The sequence below is a fragment of the Pseudomonas sp. R151218B TE3479 genome (genome assembly GCF_053629195.1).
In genome coordinates this window covers 6017026-6038201 of record NZ_JBRJHV010000001.1, presented here as the reverse complement: position 1 = coordinate 6038201, position 21176 = coordinate 6017026, and the positions used below count along the sequence as shown (strand labels likewise).

Annotated in this window: 25 protein-coding genes; 8 read left to right on the top strand and 17 right to left on the bottom strand. The window is 59.1% G+C overall.

Annotation, left to right across the window (positions count from 1 at the left end):
- Positions 1-2 precede the first annotated feature (2 nt).
- Complete coding sequence (gene arfB / locus AB7M32_RS26305) at positions 3-416, top strand: alternative ribosome rescue aminoacyl-tRNA hydrolase ArfB (RefSeq protein ID WP_060740976.1); 414 nt, start codon at positions 3-5, stop codon at positions 414-416.
- Here the strand turns inward: arfB and AB7M32_RS26300 are convergent.
- From AB7M32_RS26300 to AB7M32_RS26275, 6 genes are all read right to left on the bottom strand, one after another.
- Positions 413-1612: an MFS transporter gene (locus tag AB7M32_RS26300; protein ID WP_060740977.1), complete on the bottom strand. Its 1200-nt coding sequence runs from the start codon at positions 1610-1612 to the stop codon at positions 413-415. The two genes, arfB and AB7M32_RS26300, sit on opposite strands and share 4 nt — an antisense overlap.
- A 102-nt stretch (positions 1613-1714) precedes the next feature.
- Positions 1715-1945 carry a hypothetical protein gene (locus AB7M32_RS26295; protein WP_072408634.1) on the bottom strand — a complete coding sequence of 77 codons (231 nt, stop codon included), beginning with the start codon at positions 1943-1945 and terminating at the stop codon, positions 1715-1717.
- A 37-nt stretch (positions 1946-1982) separates the two neighbouring features.
- Positions 1983-2126 (bottom strand): hypothetical protein, encoded by a 144-nt coding sequence (locus AB7M32_RS26290; RefSeq protein WP_454251836.1) that lies wholly within the window; start codon positions 2124-2126, stop codon positions 1983-1985.
- Between the two features lie 142 nt (positions 2127-2268).
- Positions 2269-3291 carry a transporter gene (locus AB7M32_RS26285; protein ID WP_072408633.1) on the bottom strand — a complete coding sequence of 341 codons (1023 nt, stop codon included), beginning with the start codon at positions 3289-3291 and terminating at the stop codon, positions 2269-2271.
- A gap of 166 nt (positions 3292-3457) precedes the next feature.
- Positions 3458-3763, bottom strand: coding sequence for a PepSY domain-containing protein (locus tag AB7M32_RS26280; protein ID WP_060740979.1), 306 nt, complete (start codon positions 3761-3763; stop codon positions 3458-3460).
- Positions 3764-3912: 149 nt separating this feature from the next.
- Positions 3913-5040 (bottom strand): glycerophosphodiester phosphodiesterase, encoded by a 1128-nt coding sequence (locus tag AB7M32_RS26275; protein ID WP_454251835.1) that lies wholly within the window; start codon positions 5038-5040, stop codon positions 3913-3915.
- Between the two features lie 389 nt (positions 5041-5429).
- Between AB7M32_RS26275 and AB7M32_RS26270 the strand changes: the two genes are divergently transcribed.
- The gene (locus AB7M32_RS26270; protein WP_454252204.1) at positions 5430-7019 is read left to right on the top strand and encodes an amidase family protein; all 1590 of its coding nucleotides are present in this window, start codon (positions 5430-5432) and stop codon (positions 7017-7019) included.
- 220 nt (positions 7020-7239) lie between these two features.
- Positions 7240-7566 carry a DUF2025 family protein gene (locus AB7M32_RS26265; protein WP_072408630.1) on the top strand — a complete coding sequence of 109 codons (327 nt, stop codon included), beginning with the start codon at positions 7240-7242 and terminating at the stop codon, positions 7564-7566.
- A gap of 132 nt (positions 7567-7698) precedes the next feature.
- On the opposite strand, the gene AB7M32_RS26260 is transcribed toward AB7M32_RS26265, so the two are convergent.
- Both AB7M32_RS26260 and AB7M32_RS26255 read right to left on the bottom strand, forming a co-directional pair.
- Positions 7699-8013 carry an antibiotic biosynthesis monooxygenase family protein gene (locus AB7M32_RS26260; RefSeq protein WP_072408629.1) on the bottom strand — a complete coding sequence of 105 codons (315 nt, stop codon included), beginning with the start codon at positions 8011-8013 and terminating at the stop codon, positions 7699-7701.
- A complete protein-coding gene (locus tag AB7M32_RS26255; RefSeq protein ID WP_454251834.1) occupies positions 8010-8720 on the bottom strand; it encodes a CTP synthase C-terminal region-related (seleno)protein in 711 nt (236 codons plus the stop codon). The genes AB7M32_RS26260 and AB7M32_RS26255 overlap by 4 nt, the downstream gene beginning before the upstream one ends.
- Before the next feature lie 14 nt (positions 8721-8734).
- On the opposite strand from AB7M32_RS26255, the gene AB7M32_RS26250 reads away from it, so the two are divergent.
- Entirely contained in the window at positions 8735-9682 is a 948-nt protein-coding gene (locus AB7M32_RS26250; RefSeq protein WP_454251833.1) for a LysR family transcriptional regulator, read from the top strand.
- 92 nt (positions 9683-9774) lie between these two features.
- Complete coding sequence (locus tag AB7M32_RS26245; RefSeq protein WP_158456117.1) at positions 9775-10308, top strand: DUF1003 domain-containing protein; 534 nt, start codon at positions 9775-9777, stop codon at positions 10306-10308.
- Between the two features lie 28 nt (positions 10309-10336).
- On the opposite strand, the gene AB7M32_RS26240 is transcribed toward AB7M32_RS26245, so the two are convergent.
- Positions 10337-10945, bottom strand: coding sequence for a TetR/AcrR family transcriptional regulator (locus AB7M32_RS26240; protein WP_072408621.1), 609 nt, complete (start codon positions 10943-10945; stop codon positions 10337-10339).
- A gap of 189 nt (positions 10946-11134) precedes the next feature.
- Here AB7M32_RS26240 and AB7M32_RS26235 point away from each other — a divergent pair, with 189 nt between their 5' ends.
- Positions 11135-12193 carry an MBL fold metallo-hydrolase gene (locus tag AB7M32_RS26235; RefSeq protein WP_072408619.1) on the top strand — a complete coding sequence of 353 codons (1059 nt, stop codon included), beginning with the start codon at positions 11135-11137 and terminating at the stop codon, positions 12191-12193.
- Between the two features lie 17 nt (positions 12194-12210).
- Here AB7M32_RS26235 and AB7M32_RS26230 read toward each other — a convergent pair whose 3' ends face one another.
- Both AB7M32_RS26230 and AB7M32_RS26225 read right to left on the bottom strand, forming a co-directional pair.
- The gene (locus tag AB7M32_RS26230; protein ID WP_003204826.1) at positions 12211-12528 is read right to left on the bottom strand and encodes a helix-turn-helix domain-containing protein; all 318 of its coding nucleotides are present in this window, start codon (positions 12526-12528) and stop codon (positions 12211-12213) included.
- Between the two features lie 82 nt (positions 12529-12610).
- Positions 12611-13387 (bottom strand): AraC family transcriptional regulator, encoded by a 777-nt coding sequence (locus AB7M32_RS26225; protein ID WP_454251832.1) that lies wholly within the window; start codon positions 13385-13387, stop codon positions 12611-12613.
- A gap of 113 nt (positions 13388-13500) precedes the next feature.
- Between AB7M32_RS26225 and AB7M32_RS26220 the strand changes: the two genes are divergently transcribed.
- On the top strand, positions 13501-14313 hold the full coding sequence (locus tag AB7M32_RS26220; RefSeq protein ID WP_454251831.1) for a sulfite exporter TauE/SafE family protein: 813 nt from the start codon (positions 13501-13503) through the stop codon (positions 14311-14313).
- Positions 14314-14317: 4 nt separating this feature from the next.
- On the opposite strand, the gene AB7M32_RS26215 is transcribed toward AB7M32_RS26220, so the two are convergent.
- The 4 genes from AB7M32_RS26215 to AB7M32_RS26200 all read right to left on the bottom strand — a co-directional run bounded on the left by AB7M32_RS26215 (position 14318) and on the right by AB7M32_RS26200 (position 18379).
- A complete protein-coding gene (locus AB7M32_RS26215; protein WP_454251830.1) occupies positions 14318-15307 on the bottom strand; it encodes a hypothetical protein in 990 nt (329 codons plus the stop codon).
- A 229-nt stretch (positions 15308-15536) separates the two neighbouring features.
- Positions 15537-16742, bottom strand: coding sequence for a methylaspartate mutase (locus AB7M32_RS26210; RefSeq protein WP_454251829.1), 1206 nt, complete (start codon positions 16740-16742; stop codon positions 15537-15539).
- A gap of 42 nt (positions 16743-16784) precedes the next feature.
- A complete protein-coding gene (locus AB7M32_RS26205) occupies positions 16785-17240 on the bottom strand; it encodes a cobalamin B12-binding domain-containing protein (RefSeq protein WP_060740993.1) in 456 nt (151 codons plus the stop codon).
- A 14-nt stretch (positions 17241-17254) separates the two neighbouring features.
- On the bottom strand, positions 17255-18379 hold the full coding sequence (locus AB7M32_RS26200; RefSeq protein ID WP_454251828.1) for a fatty acid desaturase: 1125 nt from the start codon (positions 18377-18379) through the stop codon (positions 17255-17257).
- Between the two features lie 110 nt (positions 18380-18489).
- On the opposite strand from AB7M32_RS26200, the gene AB7M32_RS26195 reads away from it, so the two are divergent.
- Complete coding sequence (locus tag AB7M32_RS26195; protein WP_454251827.1) at positions 18490-19371, top strand: LysR family transcriptional regulator; 882 nt, start codon at positions 18490-18492, stop codon at positions 19369-19371.
- Positions 19372-19390: 19 nt separating this feature from the next.
- Here the strand turns inward: AB7M32_RS26195 and AB7M32_RS26190 are convergent, their stop codons facing one another.
- Entirely contained in the window at positions 19391-20377 is a 987-nt protein-coding gene (locus tag AB7M32_RS26190) for a quinone oxidoreductase family protein (protein ID WP_454251826.1), read from the bottom strand.
- A 10-nt stretch (positions 20378-20387) separates the two neighbouring features.
- Positions 20388-21008: a LysE family translocator gene (locus tag AB7M32_RS26185; protein ID WP_454251825.1), complete on the bottom strand. Its 621-nt coding sequence runs from the start codon at positions 21006-21008 to the stop codon at positions 20388-20390.
- Positions 21009-21176 lie beyond the last annotated feature (168 nt).

Genomic DNA, 21176 nt, shown 5'->3' with positions numbered 1-21176 from the left:
CCATGCTGGCGATTTCCAACACTGTGCACATCCCGGACGCCGAGATCGAGCTGACGGCCATCCGCGCCCAGGGGGCTGGGGGGCAGAACGTCAACAAGGTCTCCAGCGCCGTGCATTTGCGCTTCGACATTCCGGCCTCGTCGCTGCCCGAGTTCTACAAGGAGCGGTTGCTGGCCCTGCGCGACAGTCGCATCACCAGCGACGGTGTGCTGATCATCAAGGCCCAACAATACCGCACCCAGGAACAGAACCGTGCCGACGCGCTGGAGCGCTTGTCCGAACTGATCCTCAGCGCCACCAAGGTCGAAAAGAAGCGTCGCCCGACCAAGCCGACCCTGGGTTCGAAAAAGCGTCGCCTGGAATCCAAGACCAAGCGCGGCTCGATCAAGGCCGGGCGCGGCAAAGTGGATTTCTAGTCCTTCTCCCGCGCTTCACGGTACCGGGGCGCCTGCCGGTACAGGTAGACACTCAGTGCCAACCCGCCCAGGGCCGCCAGGGCGGCGAACAGAAAGATCGAAGCAAAGCCGAAGCCGGCGGCAATCGCACCGGCCAGTGGCCCGGTGATCCCCAACGACAAATCAATGAACAGCGAATAGGCGCCCACCGCCGCCCCACGGCTGGAGGCCGGCACCAGGTTGACCGCCTCCACGCCCAGTGCCGGAAACACCAGCGAAAAGCCGAAACCGCTCAACGCCGCGCCCGCCAGGGCCCAGTGGGCATCCGGTGCGAGCCACAACAGCAACAGGCCAAGGGTTTCCACCGACAGACAAGCAATCGCTACGCGAAAGCCGCCCAGACGGTTGATCAGGTTGCCGAACAGCAGGCGCGCGCCGATGAAGCTGGCGCCGAACAGGCTCAGGCACAGTACGGCGTTGTCCCAGTGCTGCGTGGCGTAGTACAGGGTGATGAAGGTCGCGATAGTGCCAAATCCGATGGAGCCCAGGGCCAGGCCGCAGCCGTGTGGCAGCACACGTCCCAACACATGCATGAACGGCAGGCGTTCGCCAGCGACGATGGGCGCCGCGGTTTTGCGCCAGGCCAATGCCAGCCCCAGCAACCCCAGCAAGATGATGCTGACGCCCATGCTCCACAGCCCCAACGCATTGACCAGCCATACCCCCAGCGGCGCACCGATCGCCAGCGCGCCGTAACTGGCGATACCGTTCCAGGAAATCACCTTGGCGGTATTCGCCGCACCGACCCGGCCAATGCCCCAGCCAATCGAACCCGAACCCACTAGGCTTTCGGCACTGCCCAGCACCAGGCGACCGATCAACAGGCTGATCAAACTGAGTGTCGGCAGGTGGGGCGTCCAGGCCGACACGAGCATGAACACACCGCTCAGCCCACAGCCGGCGAGGCCGAACATCACCGCGCGCTTGCTCCCCAGGTTATCGATGATTCGCCCGGCGTAAGGGCGACTGAGCAGGGTGGCCAGGTACTGCACGCTGATCACCAGCCCGGCGATCACCGCGCCGAAACCCAGTTCGCCATGGACGAAACCGGGCAGCACGGCCAGGGGAATGCCGATATTCAGGTAGCCGATGAAGGTGAACAGGACAATGGAAACGACTTGCAGCGTGACCGCCAGGGGGCGCTGGGAATCTGACATGGGAAAGAGGTCCACGGAGCAGCAGGATAGATAGGCTGCTTATGATAACGGCGAGCGTGGCGTCCGGGCGGGGAAAAGTAAAACTATTTGCCCAGTGGTGGTTCAGCTGTCGTGCTGTCCGCTGACCAGGCGCGTGGTGACCAGCGCGGCGATGGCGTTTTCTTCGCTGCCGAAACGGGCCAGCAGGGCCGCTTGTTTCTCGGCGGGAAGGCGGGTCCAGATCTCGACCATTCTCTCGGCGGTGCCGATCAGGACGCTGGCCTGGGTTTCGCTGAAGGGAGGGGTGTCATCGGTCATGGGGGCACTCGGGTTCAGGCAGTGTGGAAAACGCATCTTAGCGCTTTCCACACGGTCTGGTGGTGCGGGTCAATCAGTCTTCGCTGTCGGCCTGGCGGCGTTCAGTGGCTTCCTTGGGCTCGGGTTGCTGGACATCAGGTTGCCCCCCGGCTTGTAGCGTGGTCGTCTGCTCAGTGTCGTGCAGGCTTGGGAAGGGGAGATTAGGGATCTCGTGCATATCGCGCTCCTCGCAAAGTCTGTGGATAGATCTGGTAGATCCGCGCTTTTACAAAGCGTGGGCAGGATACCCCAGGAGAAATGACAAAAAGACTTTTAAATCCTGATGTGCCGACAAAAGGGGTTGTCTGGACAGGTCATGCTCAATAGTCGCGTCGCTTGCGAAACGCCCATCGGCCTGCAATCACGGTAAAGGTCGCTACCAGCGCCACCAGGATCCAGAAGCCCTCGGGATCACCGGCCAGCGGCACGCCGCCGACGTTCATGCCGAAGAAACCGGCAATGATGTTGATGGGCAGCGCCAAAACCGTGACCACTGTCAGGGTGAACAGCGTACGGTTGCTTTGTTCGTTGAGGTTGGCAGCGATCTCTTCCTGCAGCAGCTTGATCCGCTCGCCCAGGGCGGTGAGGTCGTTGATGATCAGGGCAAACTCCTCGGTGGACTTGCGCAGCTCCTTGACGTCCTCCTTCTGCAACCATTGCGGTGGACGGTTGAGCAAGCGCAGCAACGAGCCTGGCTCCAGGGCCAGCAGGCGTTGCAGACGCACCAGCACGCGACGTTGGGCGCCCAACTCGGAACGGTTGGTGGACAGTCGCGAAGAGAGCAGTTGGTCTTCGATCTGGTCGACGCTGAGGCTAGTCTTGCGCACGATCTGGGTCAGCACTTCGCCTTGGTCGCGTAGCAGATGCACGAGCAGTTCCAGCGGTGAGCGAAAGCATTCGCCGGCCTTGACCGATGAGCGCAGCTTGTCGACCGAATGCAAAGGTTGCAGGCGCGCGCTGATGATCAACCGACTGTGCACGCAAACCCACAACGTGGAGACATCCGAGGACACCAGGTTGCTGAGGTTGAACACCACGTCGTTGACCACGGCCAGCAATGCCGAGTCCACATGTTCGATACGGGTCGAGCGTGAACCTTCGTGCAAGGCTTCGAAGAATTCCTCGGGCAGGGCCAGGTGACTTTTCATCCAGCGCTCGCACGCTGCGTGAGCCAGGTTCAGGTGCAGCCAGAGAAACTCATCCGGGTCTTGCGGTTGTTGCAGGCTTCGCAGGGCCTGGGCCGAATCGATCTCCCGGCCACGTTCGCCGGGGCGGAAACGAAAGCCGTAGAGCAGGCCGAACAGGTCCGGGTCGCGGTGGCTTTGATCGATGCTGTGGTTCATGAAGTCTCGCTGGCGGGAAGTGCCTGTTACGGCTACAGGTTCACTTGAGTGACATCATCGCAAGCTTTCTTGATGGTTTTGTGACAGGTGGGTAGCGGGTTTTCACATACGCCAAACAAAAAGCCGCGCAACTCGAAAGTTGCGCGGCTCTTTTTTTGCCGTTGGATCAAGTGTCTTGCTTGTTGCTCAGGACTTTGCCGGTTGTAGCGTCGAAGTCAACGTCAAACTCTTTGCCATCGGCGGTTTTCAGTTCCACTTCATACTCGTAACCGTTGAAGTGGTTATCCAAGTCGGTGTCGGTGATGGTTGCACCTGGGTGCAACTTCAGGGCTTCTGCGTTCATCGATTCCAGGGATTTGATCTTGCCTTCCTTGACCAGTTGCGGAACCTGGTCGATTCGAACGTCAGCCTGGGCCAGGCCAGCGGTGAGGGTCAGGGCGGCAGCGGTGAACAGGGCAGTCAACGTTTTCATAAGTTCTTTCCTTGGTGTCATTAGGGGTGAGTCGTTTAAGTGGGTTCAGATTATCTCTGGCAACTTAATTCACCCTTAATTCGAAAAAAAATTTAAAAACGGGATAAAGCCCATGGGACTAACGCCGCTGTTCCATGGGCATGTTCGGATCAGAAACCGTTCTTCTCCAGCAACTGCGCCAGGCTGCCTGTATCGGGACGCTTGAAGTACTTGAGCAACTCACTGGCCCGATTGGTGAAAATGCCATCGACGCCAGCATCCATCACTTTCTTGAAGTCCACCGGCTCATCCACGGTGTAGACATGCACCAGCAAACCCTGGGCATGGGTGTACTGGTTCATCCACGGCTGCACCAAGTCCGAGTAACTCTGGCTGCCGCCATGGGTCAACGCCGCCGAAGGACCGGTGCCGATGGCCCCGTGAGCCTTGGCATACCGGACCCACTGCTCGAACTCGGCCTTGTCCTTGGGTTCCTGCTTGGCGTAATAGACGGCCTTGTCCGTTTCGCCGGACTCGGCAAAGGTCACCTTGGACTTGGGTTCGATGTTGCCTTCGCCCACCCACAGCAGCAGGATCTTCGGCACCTTCGGCATCTCTTTGTGCAGCAGTTCGAGACTGCTTTTTTCAAAGGTCTGCAAGACCACTTTGCCCTTGCCCTGGCCGACCCCTATGGCGCTTTTTGCGAGCTTGGAGCCGGAGGGGCTCAACCAGCCACGGTCCTGCAACTTGTCCTTGAGGTCACGTTCGATGCCGGGAAACAACTTCGGCTCCTTGGTTTCGATATACAACCCCGGTTTGTGCTGTGGGTTGCCCTCGGCAATGTCGATCACTTCATCGAGGGTGAGGATTTTCAGGCCGGCGAACGAAGGGCGGGCGCGATCCGGGTAGGCGGTGTTGAACCAACTGCCGGCATCGAGGGTTTTGAGTTCCGCCATGGTGAACGCGTTGGCGGTGCTGTCCTTGCGTTCTGGAAACTTGGTGGCGACATCCGTGGTGCGCAGCAGGCTGTCATCATGCAGGACGAACAATACCCCGTCCTTGCTGCGTTGCAGGTCCAGTTCCAGGTAGTCGGCGCCCAGGTCGCGGGCCAGCTTGTAGGCGGCGGCGGTGGATTCCGGCGCGTCGAACGAGGCACCGCGATGGGCGATGACCGCTGGATGAGGAATGCCCAGCTGGGTTGCCAAGGCCTTTGGGCTTGGCGCGTCGTTGGCGTGTGCCGGGCCGAAACCGAGCAGCAGGCTCAACAGCAAGGCGCGATGGGTGAAGGTGACAGGCATGCTCGAGATCCTTTCGTGATTTCAAAGGCTTCTCTTTTAACAATTGATCGCGTTCGGCGCTATCGCCAAACCGACCTAAACCTGCGCAAGGCAATTTTTTCCTCGCCTGGGGCTGCTATGCAGACCATCTGGCTCAGCGATTTCGTGTATTAAAAAGGGTGTGGTCCGGTGTCGATCATTCTGAATATTTACAAGAAAATTCTTGTCTCTTCGTCGATTCACTCGCTGAAACTGCGTGTGCCGCGTAGTTCCCTGGTTTGTCTGGCTTGGCTAAAAAAATCGAGCAATATCGCCTAACGGTTCTAGCAGTGCTTCTGTTTTTTTCGACTCTTACTATGCGCGGCAGAGCGAAACAGCTCGCTTGTATTCTCCATGCCATAGGGATCGACATGAATAATAAAAGAACGTTATGGATAGCTAAGCTCGGGTTTTTATCGTGCATTGCAATTACTGTCCAAGCCCAGACAAAAACAACTGAAGATGTCACGCAGGCCTACGAGTATTTGAGTGTCACGGAACTCAATCAGAGATTGACTGCCAACCGGCTGACTTCGGTGGAGCTGGTGAACTATTTGAATAACCGGATCCAGGCTTTGGATAAGGAGGGTCCTCACCTCAAGGCTGTTCTCGAACTGAATCCTCAGGCCCTGGCAGATGCAGCGTTACGTGACCGTGAGCGTGCAAGCGGTAACGTTCGAGGTCCGCTGCACGGTATACCGGTATTGATCAAGGACAATATCGACACTGCGGACCTGATGCAGACTTCTGCCGGCTCACTGGCGATGGTAGGGATGTCGGCCGCGCAGGACGCATTCGTCATCAAGCAACTACGTGACGCCGGCGCCATTATCCTGGGCAAAACCAACATGAGCGAATGGGCAGGAATGAGGGACTCGAGCGTGCCACGGGGGTGGAGCGGCCGAGGTGGACAAGGGCTCAACCCCCATGTGTTAAGCGCAGGTACCTGTGGCTCCAGCTCCGGCTCGGCAGCTGGTGTGGCTGCGGGTTTTGCACCCCTTTCGGTGGGCACCGAGACCAATGGCTCGATCATCTGCCCTTCCGCTATCAATGGGGTGGTAGGCTTCAAACCCAGCCTTGGGCTGGTGAGTCGCTCGGGTATCGTTCCAATTACGCGGCGGCAGGACACCCCGGGGCCGCTGGCCCGTACGGTTTACGATGTCGCTTTGCTCTTGAACCACTTGGCCGACGCCGATCCAACCGACCCACTTACCGGCAATGCACCGCAAGGCATCGACTACACCAGTGCTTTATCTACCGAGGCGTTGCAAGGAAAACGTATCGGCGTGGTCCTGGATGAAGGTGAGGAACGCCGCGATATTCCTGCGCTATTACCCGTCATGAAGACCATGAAGCGTTCGCAATGTGATTTGGGTCACGGGATGGTGCACGACCTCAGCCCTCACTATTGCGCAGCGGTAAAAACTCTTCAGGACAATGGAGCGACCCTTGTTCCAGTGACTTTGAACATGCCAGGCTTGGGCAACTACGTTCGGGTATTGCTGGCGGGGATGAAGCTCGAACTGCCGGCTTACTTGAATACGCGTAGCGGTTTACCCGTTGCGTCTCTTGAGCAATTGATTGAGTTCAACGAGCAAAATCCGGTGGAAGAAAACTATGGCCAGCAGATGCTTGAGCTAATCAATGCGCAAACATTAAGTGAGGCAGAAGTGGATGCTCTATGGTTGCCGATACAGGCCAGCTTCAAAAGCATGATCGACACCCAATTGCGCAATCATACGCTGGATGCCATGGTGGCCGATTATGACAATGTATCCCAGCCAAGTGCGGCAATCGCAGGCTACCCTATCATCACCGTACCCTCCGGTGTGGAGCTGGACGGTGAGCCAACGTCCATATCGTTTATCGGTACCCTGTGGGAAGACGCCAGGTTGTTGGGTTTTGCCTATGCCTATGAGCAAGCGTCCTTGAAACGGGTTCATCCAACATTCAGACCGTGACGAGGTACTGATTCGATGAGCCGGAAAGTGCCCGGCTCATCAAGCTCATTTAATCCAGGAGGCGACGAATACCTCTGTTGCGGTGCTTTTTCAGCCCGGTCTACGGTAATCTTGACCGCATCAGTTTCCCCGCAGAGGGAAACCTTAACTCCAGCATTCGCTTGCCCTGCGTGTAAACCATCGATCAGACGTCCCGAGGGACGCATCCATGAGGTTTACCATGCGCACCACTTCGACATTCATCTGCCAGGCCGCCGACCAGCTCAAGGGTTTTGTCGGCCTGAACCGCAAGACCGGCCAGTACATCGTACGCTTCAGCGAAGACGCCTTCGGCATGGACGTGGCCGACGACGGCATCATTCCCACCAGCGAATTTGTCTGGGCTCCCGCAGCAGATGGCACCATGGCCCTCAAGCGTGAGCGGATCCAGCTGTTGCTGGACCAGAACATCGACGATCGCATCAACCTCACCGAACCGTTACGGGTGTACATGGCCCGTAGCGATCTACCGGAAATCGTGGCGGTGCGGCAGTTGGTGGAAGGCTGAGCTTGATCCTGAGTTGAACAGAAACCTGTGGGAGCGAGCTTGCTCGCGATATCTGTGGATCAGCCAACATCAACGTGACTGGCATACCGCATCGCGAGCAAGCTCGCTCCCACAAGGATTTGTGTCCTGGCATCAGGTTTGACGTTGGAAGGCATAGTCCCGTTCGACCTTGCACACCCTCGTATGACAATGGGTATACCAGGTGGAACGGCCTCGCTCACGGATCGCGCGGTGTTCGGGATGCTGCTTCCAGGCCAGGATCGCGGCTTCATCGCTCCAATACGACACAGTAATCCCCAAACCATCGTCGCCACGGGCCGATTCGACACCTAAAAATCCGGGCTGCTCCCGGACAAGGGCCAGCATGCGCTCGGCGGCTTCAGCGTAGCCTTGGTCCCCCTCGGTGCGCAGGGAGGTGAAAATCACTGCGTAAGAGTGGGCGCTCATGACATTTTCCTTGCGCAGGCTTCGACAAACGCGCGGACCAGCGGCGGTACCCGGCCCTCCAGCGCAGCTCGTTCAGGCTGGAACAGCGTGGCGACAAAGAACGGATGGTCCTGCAGCTCCACCGCTCGCAGGTCGCCGGCCGAATCCCGGGCGACGGCGTGCAGGCGCTGGCTCAGCAAGTCTTTTTCAAAAGCCGGATTGACCCCGAAGCGGCAATGGTAGCCCTCGAACGCTGCCTGTCGGCCATAGGCCTCGGCAGTCAGCGAGCCCGCCTCGAGCTGAAGGCTGTCGATGGTTTCCACCAAGGCACAGCTCAGCGGCGTCAACAACGCCCGTTCAGCCTCGGGAGAGGTTTCACCATGGACGGCGTCGACCCAGCCCATCACGTGACGGGCATATTCCAGCACGGCATGCTGAAAACCACCGCAGGTGCCCAGGAAAGGGCGACGCTGTTCGCGGGCAAAACGAATGGCCTGCAAGGCGCCGGCTTCGTTTTGGTAGGGGCTGCCGGGCACGCACCAGACACCGTCGAAATCCTCCAGCACAGCGTTGTCGGTAATGAGCGGCGTTGCCAGCCATTGCAGGCGAATGGCATGGCCGGTTTGTGTGCCTGCCAGCTCAAGTGCGAGGGGGATCGCCCGGTGGGCGGTGATGTGTGGGTCGTGGTCGCCGACCAGGGCGATGTTTAACGGGTGCTGTTTTTCCATGGGAGGCTCGCCGCTTGTTGATTCCTGGTGGCCACTATAGATTGGCGTTCACGCAATCAATATTGGCGTTTACCCAAGTGATCAATGCAACAACGCACTATCGTCTGGACTATCCCGATCTGTCCCTGATCCTGGCGCTGGTCCGTGGCGGCTCGTTGGCCCGGGCCGCTCGGCTGCTGCAGGTGGACGTGTCCACGGTGTTTCGTTCGGTACGTCGGCTGGAGGCAGCCCTGGGGCAGCCCTTGTTCGAGAAAAGTCGTTCCGGGTATTTGCCCACGAGCCTGGCCCAGGCATTGGCCGAACAAGCCGAGCGCGCCGAGCAGGCTTTGGAGGCGGCGCGGGTGGGGGTGGAGCAGGGCGGTGAGGTCATCAGCGGGACGGTGCGCCTGACGTGCAGCGATTCGGTCCTGCAAGCGTTGTTGCTACCGGCGCTGGCGCGTTTCATGCCTGCCTATCCAGCGTTGAATCTTGAGTTGAGTACCTCGAACGACTTCGCCAATCTCAGCCGCCGCGATGCCGACATTGCGTTGCGACTGACCCGTACGCCGCCGGAGCACTTGGTTGGTCGCAACCTCGGCAATGTGACGTTCCGGGTATGTGCCGGTGCCACGTACCTGCGCTCGGCGAATGTGGATGACCTGGCCGCCATGACTTGGATCGCGCCGGACGATTTTCTCCCCGATCACCCCACCGTGGCCTGGCGTCGTCAGCATTTACCCGGCGTAGTGCCCGCCTATCGCTGCAACAGCATGCTCTCGGTCACCGAACTGGTGCGGGCTGGTTTGGGGGTGGCGGCGCTGCCAGACTTTCTGATCGACGAAAACCAGGGTCTGATGCCATTCGGTGAACCATTACTGGGATATGACACGGTTCTCTGGCTCCTGACACGTCCGGACTGCCGGGCCTTGCGTTCGGTGGTGACCTTGTTCGATGAATTGGGGCGCAATCTGCGGTGGCGCTGACTTTTAACGCGCAGGCTGTGCATGACTCAAGGGATGATGTCCCCCAACGGTTATAGTGCCTTGAGCACCAGCCCCTGGCAGAGAACATCACGATGACGAAGTCTTCCCAAACCACACCCTCCGCAGCCGTTGACCACTTGCGTTTTCATCGCCCTCACGCCCATCTGGCGCCGACTTTTGGCAATGACCGCTTTGCACTGAGGGCGGAGGCGTTCGCGCGTTTTTTCGGGACGCCGATGTTCCTGGGCGCGCAGACTTTGATCGTGCTGCTGTGGGTCAGCCTGAACCTGATGGGGGTCTTTCACTTCGATGCTTACCCGTTCATCTTGCTGAACCTGGCGTTCAGCCTGCAGTCGGCCTATGCCGCCCCGCTGATTTTGCTGGCGCAAACCCGTCAGGCCGCTCGGGACAAGGCTCAGGCGGAAGCCGATGCGCAACATCGCGAAGCCTTGGCCGTCGCCAACAGCGAGCGACAGGCCCAGGCCGCGCAGAACACGACGCAGTTGCTCCAATTGTTGGAGCAGAACACCCGCCTGACGGAAATGACCAAGGCGTTGACCGAGCGTATCGACAGCTTGACTACCGAAATGCACCAGAAGGTTGTACACAAGCCATCGATGCAGTAGCCCACATCCAGCGGGATGCGCCAGCCAATCAGGCCTGGTAACGACTCAGGAACATGTCGAGGGCCGATTCGATCACCCGGGTCTGTTCCTCCTGGGTCAGGCTCGGTTGCCCCATCGAAACCTGCGGCCAGAAGGCGAACGTCTTGAGCAGCCCATGCATTTGCTGGGCGGCAAATGCCGGCTCCACGGGCTTCAACCGACCATCGGCCTGGGCCTGGCGAATCCAGACCGTCAGGCCTTCTTCACGCTGGCCCATGCGCGACACCATGTCCTGGGCCCGCTCCGGGGAGTGAATCGTTGCGGCGATGGCGATGCGCGCCAGGTCGAGGAAATTCTCGTCCGCCAGCAGGTGCAGCTTGGCTTGCAGCAACGTTTGAAGCTGCTCCCGCAACGGCGTTTGCGAGCTGTAGGGCATGTCCTGTTCTGCGGTAATGCTGTTCCATAACCGATTCAGAATTTCGGCAAACAGTTCTTCCTTGCTCGGGAAATGGTTATACACCGTGCGCTTCGATACGCCGGCAGTCGCCGCGATCTTGTCCATGCTGGTGATCTCGAAACCGCTGCTGCGGAATTCAGCGATCGCGGCCTGGAGAATGGCTTCGCGTTTTCGCTCGGTAAGGCGCTGCGGTACGGTCATGGGCATTCGTCGGTTGAGAGGAGAGAACTTACACTCAGCAGTTTACTTGCTCCCAGCATTCATGCAATCTAGAAACTACACCGAGTGGTGTAGTTTCTGTGTCGAACGGCTGAGCGTGCATGCAACGGCCATCCAGCGTCCCACAACGGCGAAGCGCAATTGCGACGACGTCCTTGGAGTTATCGCACCATGACCATCCCCTCTTTTTCGACCGATAGCCCGTCTGCCCAACATTTATCCCGGCACGAACAGGGCAAGTATCGCAATCACGCCTTCACTCCGCGGCAAGGGTTCGGCACGACCCTGCGCATCATTTGGAACATGACCTTCCACAAGCCGCGCGCTACCCGGCCTGCGGGCGCCATCGAGGTTCAACCGCTGACGCGCGCCGCGTTGCTGGCCGCGCCCAATCACAGCGTCTTCCGTCTCGGCCACTCCACCGTGCTGCTCAAGCTGCGAGACAAATTCTGGCTGACCGACCCGGTGTTCTCCGAACGTGCCTCACCCGTGCAATGGGTCGGCCCCAAGCGTTTTCATCAGCCGCCCATCAGCCTGGAAGAGCTGCCGCCGATTGAAGCGGTGATCCTTTCCCATGATCATTACGACCACCTCGATCATCAGGCCATCCTCAAGCTTGCAGCCAAGACTCGTCACTTCCTGGCCCCCCTTGGCGTGGGTGACACCCTGATCAAATGGGGCGTCGACGCCAGCAAGGTGCGTCAGCTGGATTGGTGGCAAGGCACCGAGGTAGACGGCATCGAATTCATCGCCACGCCCTCCCAGCATTTTTCCGGGCGCGGCCTGTTCGACAGCAACAGTACCTTGTGGGCCTCGTGGGTGATGATCGATGGCGCCACGCGGATTTTCTTCAGCGGCGACACCGGCTACTTCGAGGGTTTCAAACGCATCGGCGAACAATACGGCCCCTTCGACCTGACGCTGATGGAAACCGGCGCCTATAACGTCGATTGGCCCCATGTCCACATGCAGCCGGAGCAGACCCTGCAGGCTCATATCGACCTGAAGGGCCGCTGGCTGCTGCCGATCCACAACGGCACGTTCGACCTGGCGATGCATGCCTGGTATGAACCTTTCGATCGCATCCTGGCCCTGGCCTGGGAACGCAACGTGTGCATCACCACTCCGCAAATGGGCGAAGCATTCACCTTGGCGCAGCCGCAACGTGGCCGCGCCTGGTGGCTGGACGTAGAAACCTCGGCGTACCCGGACCGGGCCGGTATTGCCTAGCACCTGCGCAGTCGGTGTTATTCGATCATCGCGTAATCGGAGCGCCCCATCGGGTCCGGCGTCGCGCCCTTGATGTTCATGCCGCGCCCCGGTGCGAAGCCGGGGAAGAACACCAGGCCCTCGGCCTCCAGGCGAAATGCCAGGGCCAAGCGGGTGACATCGAGCAACTCGCCACCGGCTTCGAAGCGGCGGATGGCTTGGACCGAGACGCCGGATTGCCGGGACAGCTCCTCGACACTCCAGCCCAGCATGGCTCGGGCCTGCGCACTGTGAGCAGGGGTGAATTGATAGACAGCGATGCGTTCCAGGGTGGTTTTGATTGCGAGAGAGGCCATGGGGTGCTCCAAAGCTGTGGGATTCAAAAAATACTGTGTTTTTGTACAGTTGTTTTGAATCCTGATCAATCTCATTTTTTGATCAATGACCGGTGGTCTTCTCCAGCCAGGCGCTCGGAGCGTGACCCAGTACGCGACGGAACATGGTGGAAAACGCAGCGGGGCTTTCGTAGCCCAGGTCCAGGGCTATGCGCGTCACCGAATCCCCTTCGGCCAAACGGGCCAACGCCGCCATGACACACGCCTGTTGCCGCCACTGGCTGAAACTCAGCGCGGTCTGCCGGCTGAACAGGCGATTGAATGAGCGCAGGCTGATATGCAGTTGCGCCGCCCATTGCACGGGCGAGGCATGGGTGTCGGGGTGTTTCAGGAACGTCTGGCACAGGCCGAGCAGGCGCGGGTCTTGGGGCAGTGGAAGGTGCAGCGGCAGATGGGCGCTGCGCAGCAGTTCGTGCAGCAGCAGATCGATCAGCGCGCCATCGCGTCCAGCCTCGTCGTAGTCCGGCGCAAGCTCCACGGCCTCCATCAGCAACTGGCGCATCAAGGGCGACACGCTGATGACCTGGCACCGCGTGTCCATGGCCGTTACCGCCGCCGGTTCGATGTACAGGCTGCGGGTGCTCACGCCCAGCATCAGTACTTCATGGTCGACCCCCGGCGGAATCCAGACTGCTCGTTGCGGCGGCACCACCCAGTTGCCGTCCGCCGTGCCGACCTGCATCACCCCGGTGGCACCGTAGAGCAACTGGGCCCGGCGATGATGGTGCAACGGCAGCAAATGCCCGTGGGGGTAATCGGTGCCAATGGCGACGACGGCTCTGGGTGTGGCATCCAATAAATCGATCGAAGTGTTGCGCATCGAAGGGTGACTCGCGATTGGCGTAAACGCGAACATTATTGGCCGGTTTGCTACAGCGGGCCAACCTTCGCTTACCTATCGTGGACGCCTCCCCATTCCAAGGACTTCCCTGGATGTTCTACGTATTGCTCGCCTGTTTCGGCTGCTTGAGTGGCGTGACCGCCGTGCTGTTTGGGTTCGGCGGTGGTTTTGTCGTGGTGCCGTTGATCTACCGCCTGCTGATGGCTCGCCACGCAGGTGACGTTATCGGTGAGTCGGCGATGCACATCGCCGTGGCCACTTCCACCTGCGTCATGATCGTCAACGCCCTGGTTGCCACTGGAAAACATCACCGCGCCGGTCAGCTGCTTCCTCATTACTTGTGGCCGTTCGGCGGCTTCATCGCCCTGGGCGCGACCCTCGGCGCAACGGCTGCCACCTGGATAAGCGGCGAGATTATCCGCTACGCCTTCATTGCCTACTTGGGCCTGACCATTGTGGACTGCCTGCTGCGCCGAGGTTTTCTGACACGCGCCAGGGATGCCGACCCACGACCTCTGTCGACGATGGAGACGACGTTGGGTGGTACGGCTGTCGGAATCATTGCCACGTTCCTGGGTGTCGGCGGAAGTGTCATGACCGTGCCGCTGCTGCGCCGATGTGGTTTGAACATGTCCCAGGCTACGTCCATGGCCAATCCGCTGAGCCTGCCTGTCGCTCTGGCCGGCACCGTGACCTACATGGCCTTGGCCGCTTTCACCGGAACAGACTTGGGGCCGTGGTTCGTCGGTTATGTCGACTTGCTGGCCTTCGCTGTACTCACGCTCGGCGTGCTATTGGGCATCCGTCTGGCAACGCCGTGGATCGGGCGGATACCGGATCGGCTGCATGCGCGGGTGTATGTGGGGTTGTTGATGCTGGTCATGGGGGGGATGTTGCTCGGGTAGGGGGTTATTGATCCGCCAACCCGGGCGCCTCCCGAATAATAAAGTGGTCCAGGTTCTCGATATTGGCACTGAACACCCCAAACGTCTGGTCGGGTTTTTTCTTGCTTGGCACCTGCTTGAACTCCGGCGTCACGCCATAAAAGAAGCAATACAACGGCGCGTCACTGCCGATGGCGTGCTTGATTTCCTTCAGGAATGCTTTGCGCTTGCGGTAGTTGTCGATCAGCTTCTTGCTTAGGTAAACGTTGACTGAGTAAGGTTTCTTCTTCGCCTCGTCCGCTTGCTTGAACCAGGCCTTTGCTTCGAAATCGATGCGAAAGCTCAGCGTGTAATCCTTGATCTCCTTGATCTTGCCCCAGTAAATCAAACCCTTGTTGTCCTGCAGGTAGTCGATCTTCTTGAAGAACGATCCATAGGGCGCCGTGTGCTCGCCAATCTTCAGCGGCATGCGCTTGAGCAGATCCTTGTTATCGAAATTCGAGACGAAACATTCCACCGGGTGGGCGAAGACACTGGTCTTGTCCGGTGTCGAGTCCTGGGCGGAATGAGTGTCATCACCGTGGGACGATACAGAGAGGGGCGTAGGGCGAGTCGCTTCAACATCCTTCGGCAGATCGGACGGTTGACGCACGTACTGACGCCGAGTCAGCAACAGCTCCGACGGAAAATGCTCTTCGCGGTCGTCATCCGTTTCCGCCTCGTCACTCTGAGCACCCAACCCTGGTGTTTTCGGACTGACATAAGGGCAGCCCTCGATATGCTGGGTCGTTGGTTGGTTCTTGAAATGTGGCGTGCGAATGTAATTGACGTTCTTGGCATTGAACGTCGTCAGCCGATTCTCCTCATCAAACGCCGCCCGACAGGCATCATTGGGGCACTGGAACTGTTCTTTCGCGGAATCGAACGCCACCGTCTCGTCGAAATTCAGATCGCGCACGTCATAGATCGACAGCTTGTCGTCGAGGCTGCGGCAGTAAGCGAGGTCGAATTTCATTGCGGACTCGGGTCCTTGAGGGGGAAAGGATATTAATAGCGGGAGGCGGGGTGGGTTGCACTGATTGTTTTCAACTCAGTGCAAAATCTGCAGCAATACCCCGGCCATGGACAGCACCCGAGACTTTATTGATATCCCCAGCTCGACACCAACCCTGTGGCGAGGGAGCTTGCTCCCGCTGGGCTGCGCAGCAGCCCCCAATTAAGGCAGCGAGCGGGTCGTTCCAGCGTCAAAGCACACAGTCATAAGTGCGGATGTTCTGTCTCAGCGCCGCCAGAAACGAGAAGGCGTTTTCCACCCGCTCGCCCTGGAACTCGTGGTAATAGTTTTCCGGTGTCAGCACAGTGCCGGCGCCGCGTTTGTTGTCGGGGTGCAGGCAGTAGGGGATCGACAGAAAACCACTGTCGAAGGCACTGAGCAGGGCTTCGGACAAGTTGCTGTCGTGGGCCAGGGTGCCTTCGATCAGGCGTTTCGCGCTGCGCAGGACGCGTCCGTGCTCCTGGGAATCGAACGGAATCTGCGGTAAAACGCCGTCGGTGTTCAGGCAATAGTCGCAGTACTCCAGCGCCGCGATATTTTCCTCTACCCGGGGAATGCGCCTTGATTCCACCGGTGTCTTGATGATCACGCGCTGCACACCCGTGGCGCGGATCATCGCCAGCGCATCGCCAGTGATTCGGCAAAAACCGCCAAGCGAGCGCGGGAAGAACCCCATGAACACATAACCGACAAAGTGATAGCTGCCCGGCGCAAAATATTCGGCCGCGAGTTGTTGGAGGGCTGTCACCGCCGCACGATCCTGCACCGGCGAGGTGCCTTGAGCGTAGGAGAACGACAGCGTCTTGATGCCATGGGAGCGCAAGAACAACCCTTCAAGAATATTCAGCGCCACCAGAATCACTGGGTCGCACATCTGTCCCATCATGCAACCGGCGAAGCTTTCGATGTGACTGTTGTCGACGCCGTTGGACAGCACCTGACAGGCTTTCTCCCAGTGCCCGAATGCCTCGCGCAACGGCGTGCGACTGTACGGCAGGCAATAGGAAATCGGCCCGCCCTCGGTGGTGGGCAGACCGACTTCGACCATGCGCTCGAAAATGTGCAACGGGTCGGGCGAACCATGACGAACCTGCACTGGCAGGCGGTAGCGCGCATCGATCTGGTCGATCATGGCACGGGTCTGCGCTGGCGGATGGTTGACGATCGGATAACCGTTGAGCATCGATTCGCTGTCGATGGCCCGTTGCGCTGCTTCAAGATTGTTTACCCGGGTGAACGCATCAAGGGTGATGGTGCACACAGTGTTCGCCCGGCTCGCTGCTGTGGCTTCCAGGCCGGTTTGCATCCGGGCCGGGTCACTGAAGCCCATTCGCGGCTGGAGCACCGGGCCATGAGCGTTGAAGCGTTCAAGAACATGGGTGTTGAAATCGATCATCCTGATCTGCCTTTTTCTGCGAATCGGTAAGGGTGCAACGGGTCAGCGAGCGATCCGTTTCTCCAGGTAATGCTCTGGATACAACTGGGCAGACACCAACTCCTGAAAGGCATCGAAGCTGTTGGCCACGCTGTCGTCGAACACCTCATCGAAACCTGCGGCGCGCAGTGTGTCGCTATGTCGGGCAATGGTCCGAGGATCGTTTTCGGTGCAGATCTTGCCGCCGATATACACCCCGTCGGTGTGTTTGGTTTCGCTACGAATACGCCGCGCGAGTTCAGCGCCTTCGATGTAGCCATGGCCATTGACCGTGCTGACGACAACCATGGCGCTGGCGTGGCGGTTGAGCCGCGCGATCACTTCATCCATGGGCGTGTTCGGTCCCAGATTCTCGACGTTGTAGCCCATGTCCGTGAGTAGGAACTCCATGAACACCAGATTCCAGCTATGGGAGTCCGAAGGCACGGTTGTGAGCAGAGCGGTTTTGCTGAAAGTCATCGTTAAAGTCCCTTTTAAGTTGCTGTCCTGGTTGCGTAGTACGGGAGCGCCCGCTGAAAGTTGCGAAAGTTGGTGGTCACCGAGTTGATGTAGCCCCAGGTCTCGGCGTAGTTGGTGGGAAAGGGTTTGGAACCTTCGATCCTGTCCCGTTCGCGGGCAGTGATGTAGTTCGGCCAGTCTTTGGATCGTGGGCGCCGGTGATGAAAGTCGTGACACGGTGTATCGCCGACCATCACAAACACCCGGACAAACAAGTGGAACGCCAGCATCTTGATCAGCCAAACGCTGATATGGGCGAAGCGTCGAACAGTTCCCGCACCTTCGGGGATGCGCAGTTCTTCGCCGATGAATACGCCGGTGGTGCTCTCGCAAATGAAGTCGATGCCGCGCCGTTCCAGTACGTCCACGCTGGGCCAGGTGTGCTCGGCTGCCAGGCGAAATGTGGTGCTGATGTGGTAGCCGGCGAAGATCGGAATCACCCACGCCACGATGAACAGATCGAAATGGCCCAAGGCTGCCGACAGCAGTGCAAGGCCCGCCCAGAAGACCAACGTCAATGCTGCGACGCGGCGGTTTTCAGCCGTGGCGGTCCCTTTCAATCGGCCCCAGCACGAACGCAGCACGGCCAGTGGCGACAGCGCGGTCGAGACCAGTTTGGTCCACATGCTGGCGATGCTGTCGGACGGTTTCAACCCCACCACACTTTGCAGGTAGGAGAGGGTGTCGTCATCGTCGGTCAGCAGCGTTTTCGAACTGTGATGCAGCGCGTGTTCGCTCTTGTAGGTATCGAAGGGTTTGAGCATCAGGATGCCGGAAATGATTCGGCCGACGGTCATATTGGTCTCGCGCGATTCGAAGACCATGTCATGGGCGCAGTTGTGGCAGATCATCACTTGCATCTGCTTGATGCCACCGGTGGCCAGGACAAAGCCCAGCAGCCACAGGGCAATGCTGGCCTGCGAATAACCGATACCGGCCAACAGCGCGCCGCCGGCTATCAATCCCGCCGACACAACGATATGGTGGAACGGCTTCAGAGGTCGGACTTTATCGAGATCTTCGGGCAGAGGCTTGGCTGTCAGCCAACTCAGAAACGGCTGCATGAACCCTGGAAGGGCGCGCATTGAGTTACGTATCATCCATGTTTCCTCTAGGGTTTTGCTCCATGCAAAAACTGTAACGTGGCCTCTGGATATTTCGAATAGAAATAGGTGGGGATCGATTTTCCATTTTTGGGTATGTCATCGACATGGATTGGGATGATCTGAAGGTTTTTATCTTCGTGGCTAAATCGAACAACGTGACCGAGGCCGGAATCTCGCTCAAGGTTTCGGCCTCGACGGTGTCGCGCAAGATCGCGGCGCTCGAGGAATCGCTCGGTACGGTATTGTTTTCGAAGAAGACCAACGGTTACTTCCTGACTGAAGCGGGAAGAGCGTTGCTGCCATTGGCACTGGAAACGGAAGAGCGTTTCAAACTGATCGAGCGGCAAATGTCGCAGCCGGGTGATCGGATGGCGGGACAGGTGCGCATTGATTGTCCGGAACTAATGGGCACGCACTTGATCATTCCGCAACTCGCGGCACTCCATGCTCAGCACCCCGAAATCAGCTTTGACTTCATTAACTCGGCGGTGTCGTCGAAACTCACGCAGAGCCACAGCGACATCATTATCCGCTTGCGCAGACCGGAGAACGGTAACTTCACCATGCGCCGGGTCGGGACCCTGATGCAGGGACTTTTCTGCTCCCGGGCTTATGCCGATGCCAACGGTCTGCCGGCCGAACCCGCCGACCTCAAGCACCACAGCCTGATCGGCTGGACCGAAGAAATGTCGTATATGCCGCTCGCCCAATGGTTGAGCGAAATGACCGGAGAGCAGAAGCTGTGGATGCGCGTTTCAAACCTGAATGCGCAGCTCAAGGCAGTCGAAGCCGATCTGGGGATTGCCGCGCTACCCGTCTATGTCGGACATCAGTCCGCTCTGTGCCAGGTGTTGGCCAATCACCCTGCTCGCCGCTCGGAAATCTGGTTGTTGCGCAATCAGGCTACCCAGGGTGTGAGCCGCGTTGATCGAGTGGTGGAATATCTGACGGAGCTGTTTCACGGCAAAGCGGTCGGCATGCACTGACGACCGTCTTACCGCGAGGTCATGGCACCAGAATCAATGAACCCTGGGTTTGGCGGTATTGCATGACGCAGTGGGCCTGGGCAGCCAGCGCGAGGGGAAAGCGGGCTATTGCCGGCAAACGAATCGCGCCACTGGCCACTGCTTGCAGCACCCGTTCGGCCGCGTGGGTCAATTCAGCGTCGCCGCCGATGTAGTGCTTCAACGACGGCCGCGTCACATGCAGCGAGCCCATTTGCCCGAGCCGGGACAGGTTGAAATCCGTCACGTCGCCCGAAGCATTGCCAAACAGCACGAGGTGGCCGCGCGGACGCAAACTCGCCAGTGACAGCTCTACGGTATCTTTGCCGATAGAGTCGAACACGACATGGGCGCCTTTGCCATCGGTCAATTCACGGATCGACTCCAGTGTGTCTGGCGCTTCGGCATTGAGGGCCGCGATGCACCCCACATCCAGAACCTGACGGCGTTTGGCTTCGGTCGAAGCGAGACCTATCACGTGTACACCGCGAGCGACCAGCCAGCTTGTGGCAATGCTGCCCACGCCGCCCGCCGCCGCGTGCCATACCACAAAGTCACCAGGCGCCAGCGGCACGCAGCGATGCGTCAGGTATTCGGCCGTCAGCCCTTTGAACATGATGCCCGCCGCGACTTCGCTCGGCACGCCATCGGGCAGGCGTATCGCCCGCGAGGCGCGAACGACCGCGTGACCGGCGTAACTGCCGGTCGAGCTGTCGACGAAGGCCACTCGATCACCGACGGCCAGGCTTTTCACCTGCGATCCACATTCGACGACACGCCCAGCACCTTCCATGCCCAAGCCCCGGGGGAAGGCTGAACCCTCGTCCAGCGCGCCGGAGCGCCGGTGCAGGTCGATGAAGTTCACGCCGGCGGCTTCGATGGCCACAGTGATTTCTTCAGGGCCGGTGGTACGCAGCGGGTATTCGTGCAATTCCATGACGTTGGGTGCCCCGGGGGCGGCGAAGACAATTCCGTGGGTCTGGGTCATGTGAGCCTCCTTAAAGCGGGCCGATGCGCAGGAAAATCCATACAGCAACCGCTATCAGCATCAGGCCGAACGCAGCGTTCTGAAACATCAGCAATTTGGGGCGGGACTGGATCAGTTTCTGCACGGTCGAACCCATCGACACCCAGATGACATGGGAGAAGAAATTCAGTGAAATCAGTGCCGCACTGAGGATCAACACGACAGTGCTGCTGGTCTCGCCGGAAGGCATGAATGTGGAAAACATCACCAGCAACATCACGATCCCTTGCACGTTGCCCAGTTGTATAACAATGCCGTCCCGAAATTGCAGGTGCATGGCCTTGTCGGTGGGCGCTTTCAGTGGACGACGCAACATGCGTATACCCAGCCACAAGATGTAGAGACTGCCCACCACTTGCAGCGCCCATACCAGTGTCGGATTGTTCATCAGCGTGTGATAAAGGCCTAAGCCGACCAGCACGGCGATCAGGAAGTAAGTAATGTCGAGCCCAACGATAAACCGCACCGAACGACGTACACCGCTTTGCGCACCCGACGTCGCCACCATCAAGTTGCCGGGGCCCGCACTCAGGGTCAGCGGAACCATGGTCGATAGCCAAAGCAACCAATTGATGCTGAAAATTTCTTGCATGTTGTCTTCCTTAATCACAACGCGGACTTAACTCCGGCAAGTCTAATTCGCAGTTGCTTCTAAGGTTATAGCGAAGAGCGCAAGGCGGTTTCCCATAAATGGGGGAAGCGTGGTGGGGAGGAGGGCGGTCGCCGTTGCCTTTAGGTGAACCGAGGTTTCGGGAGGGCC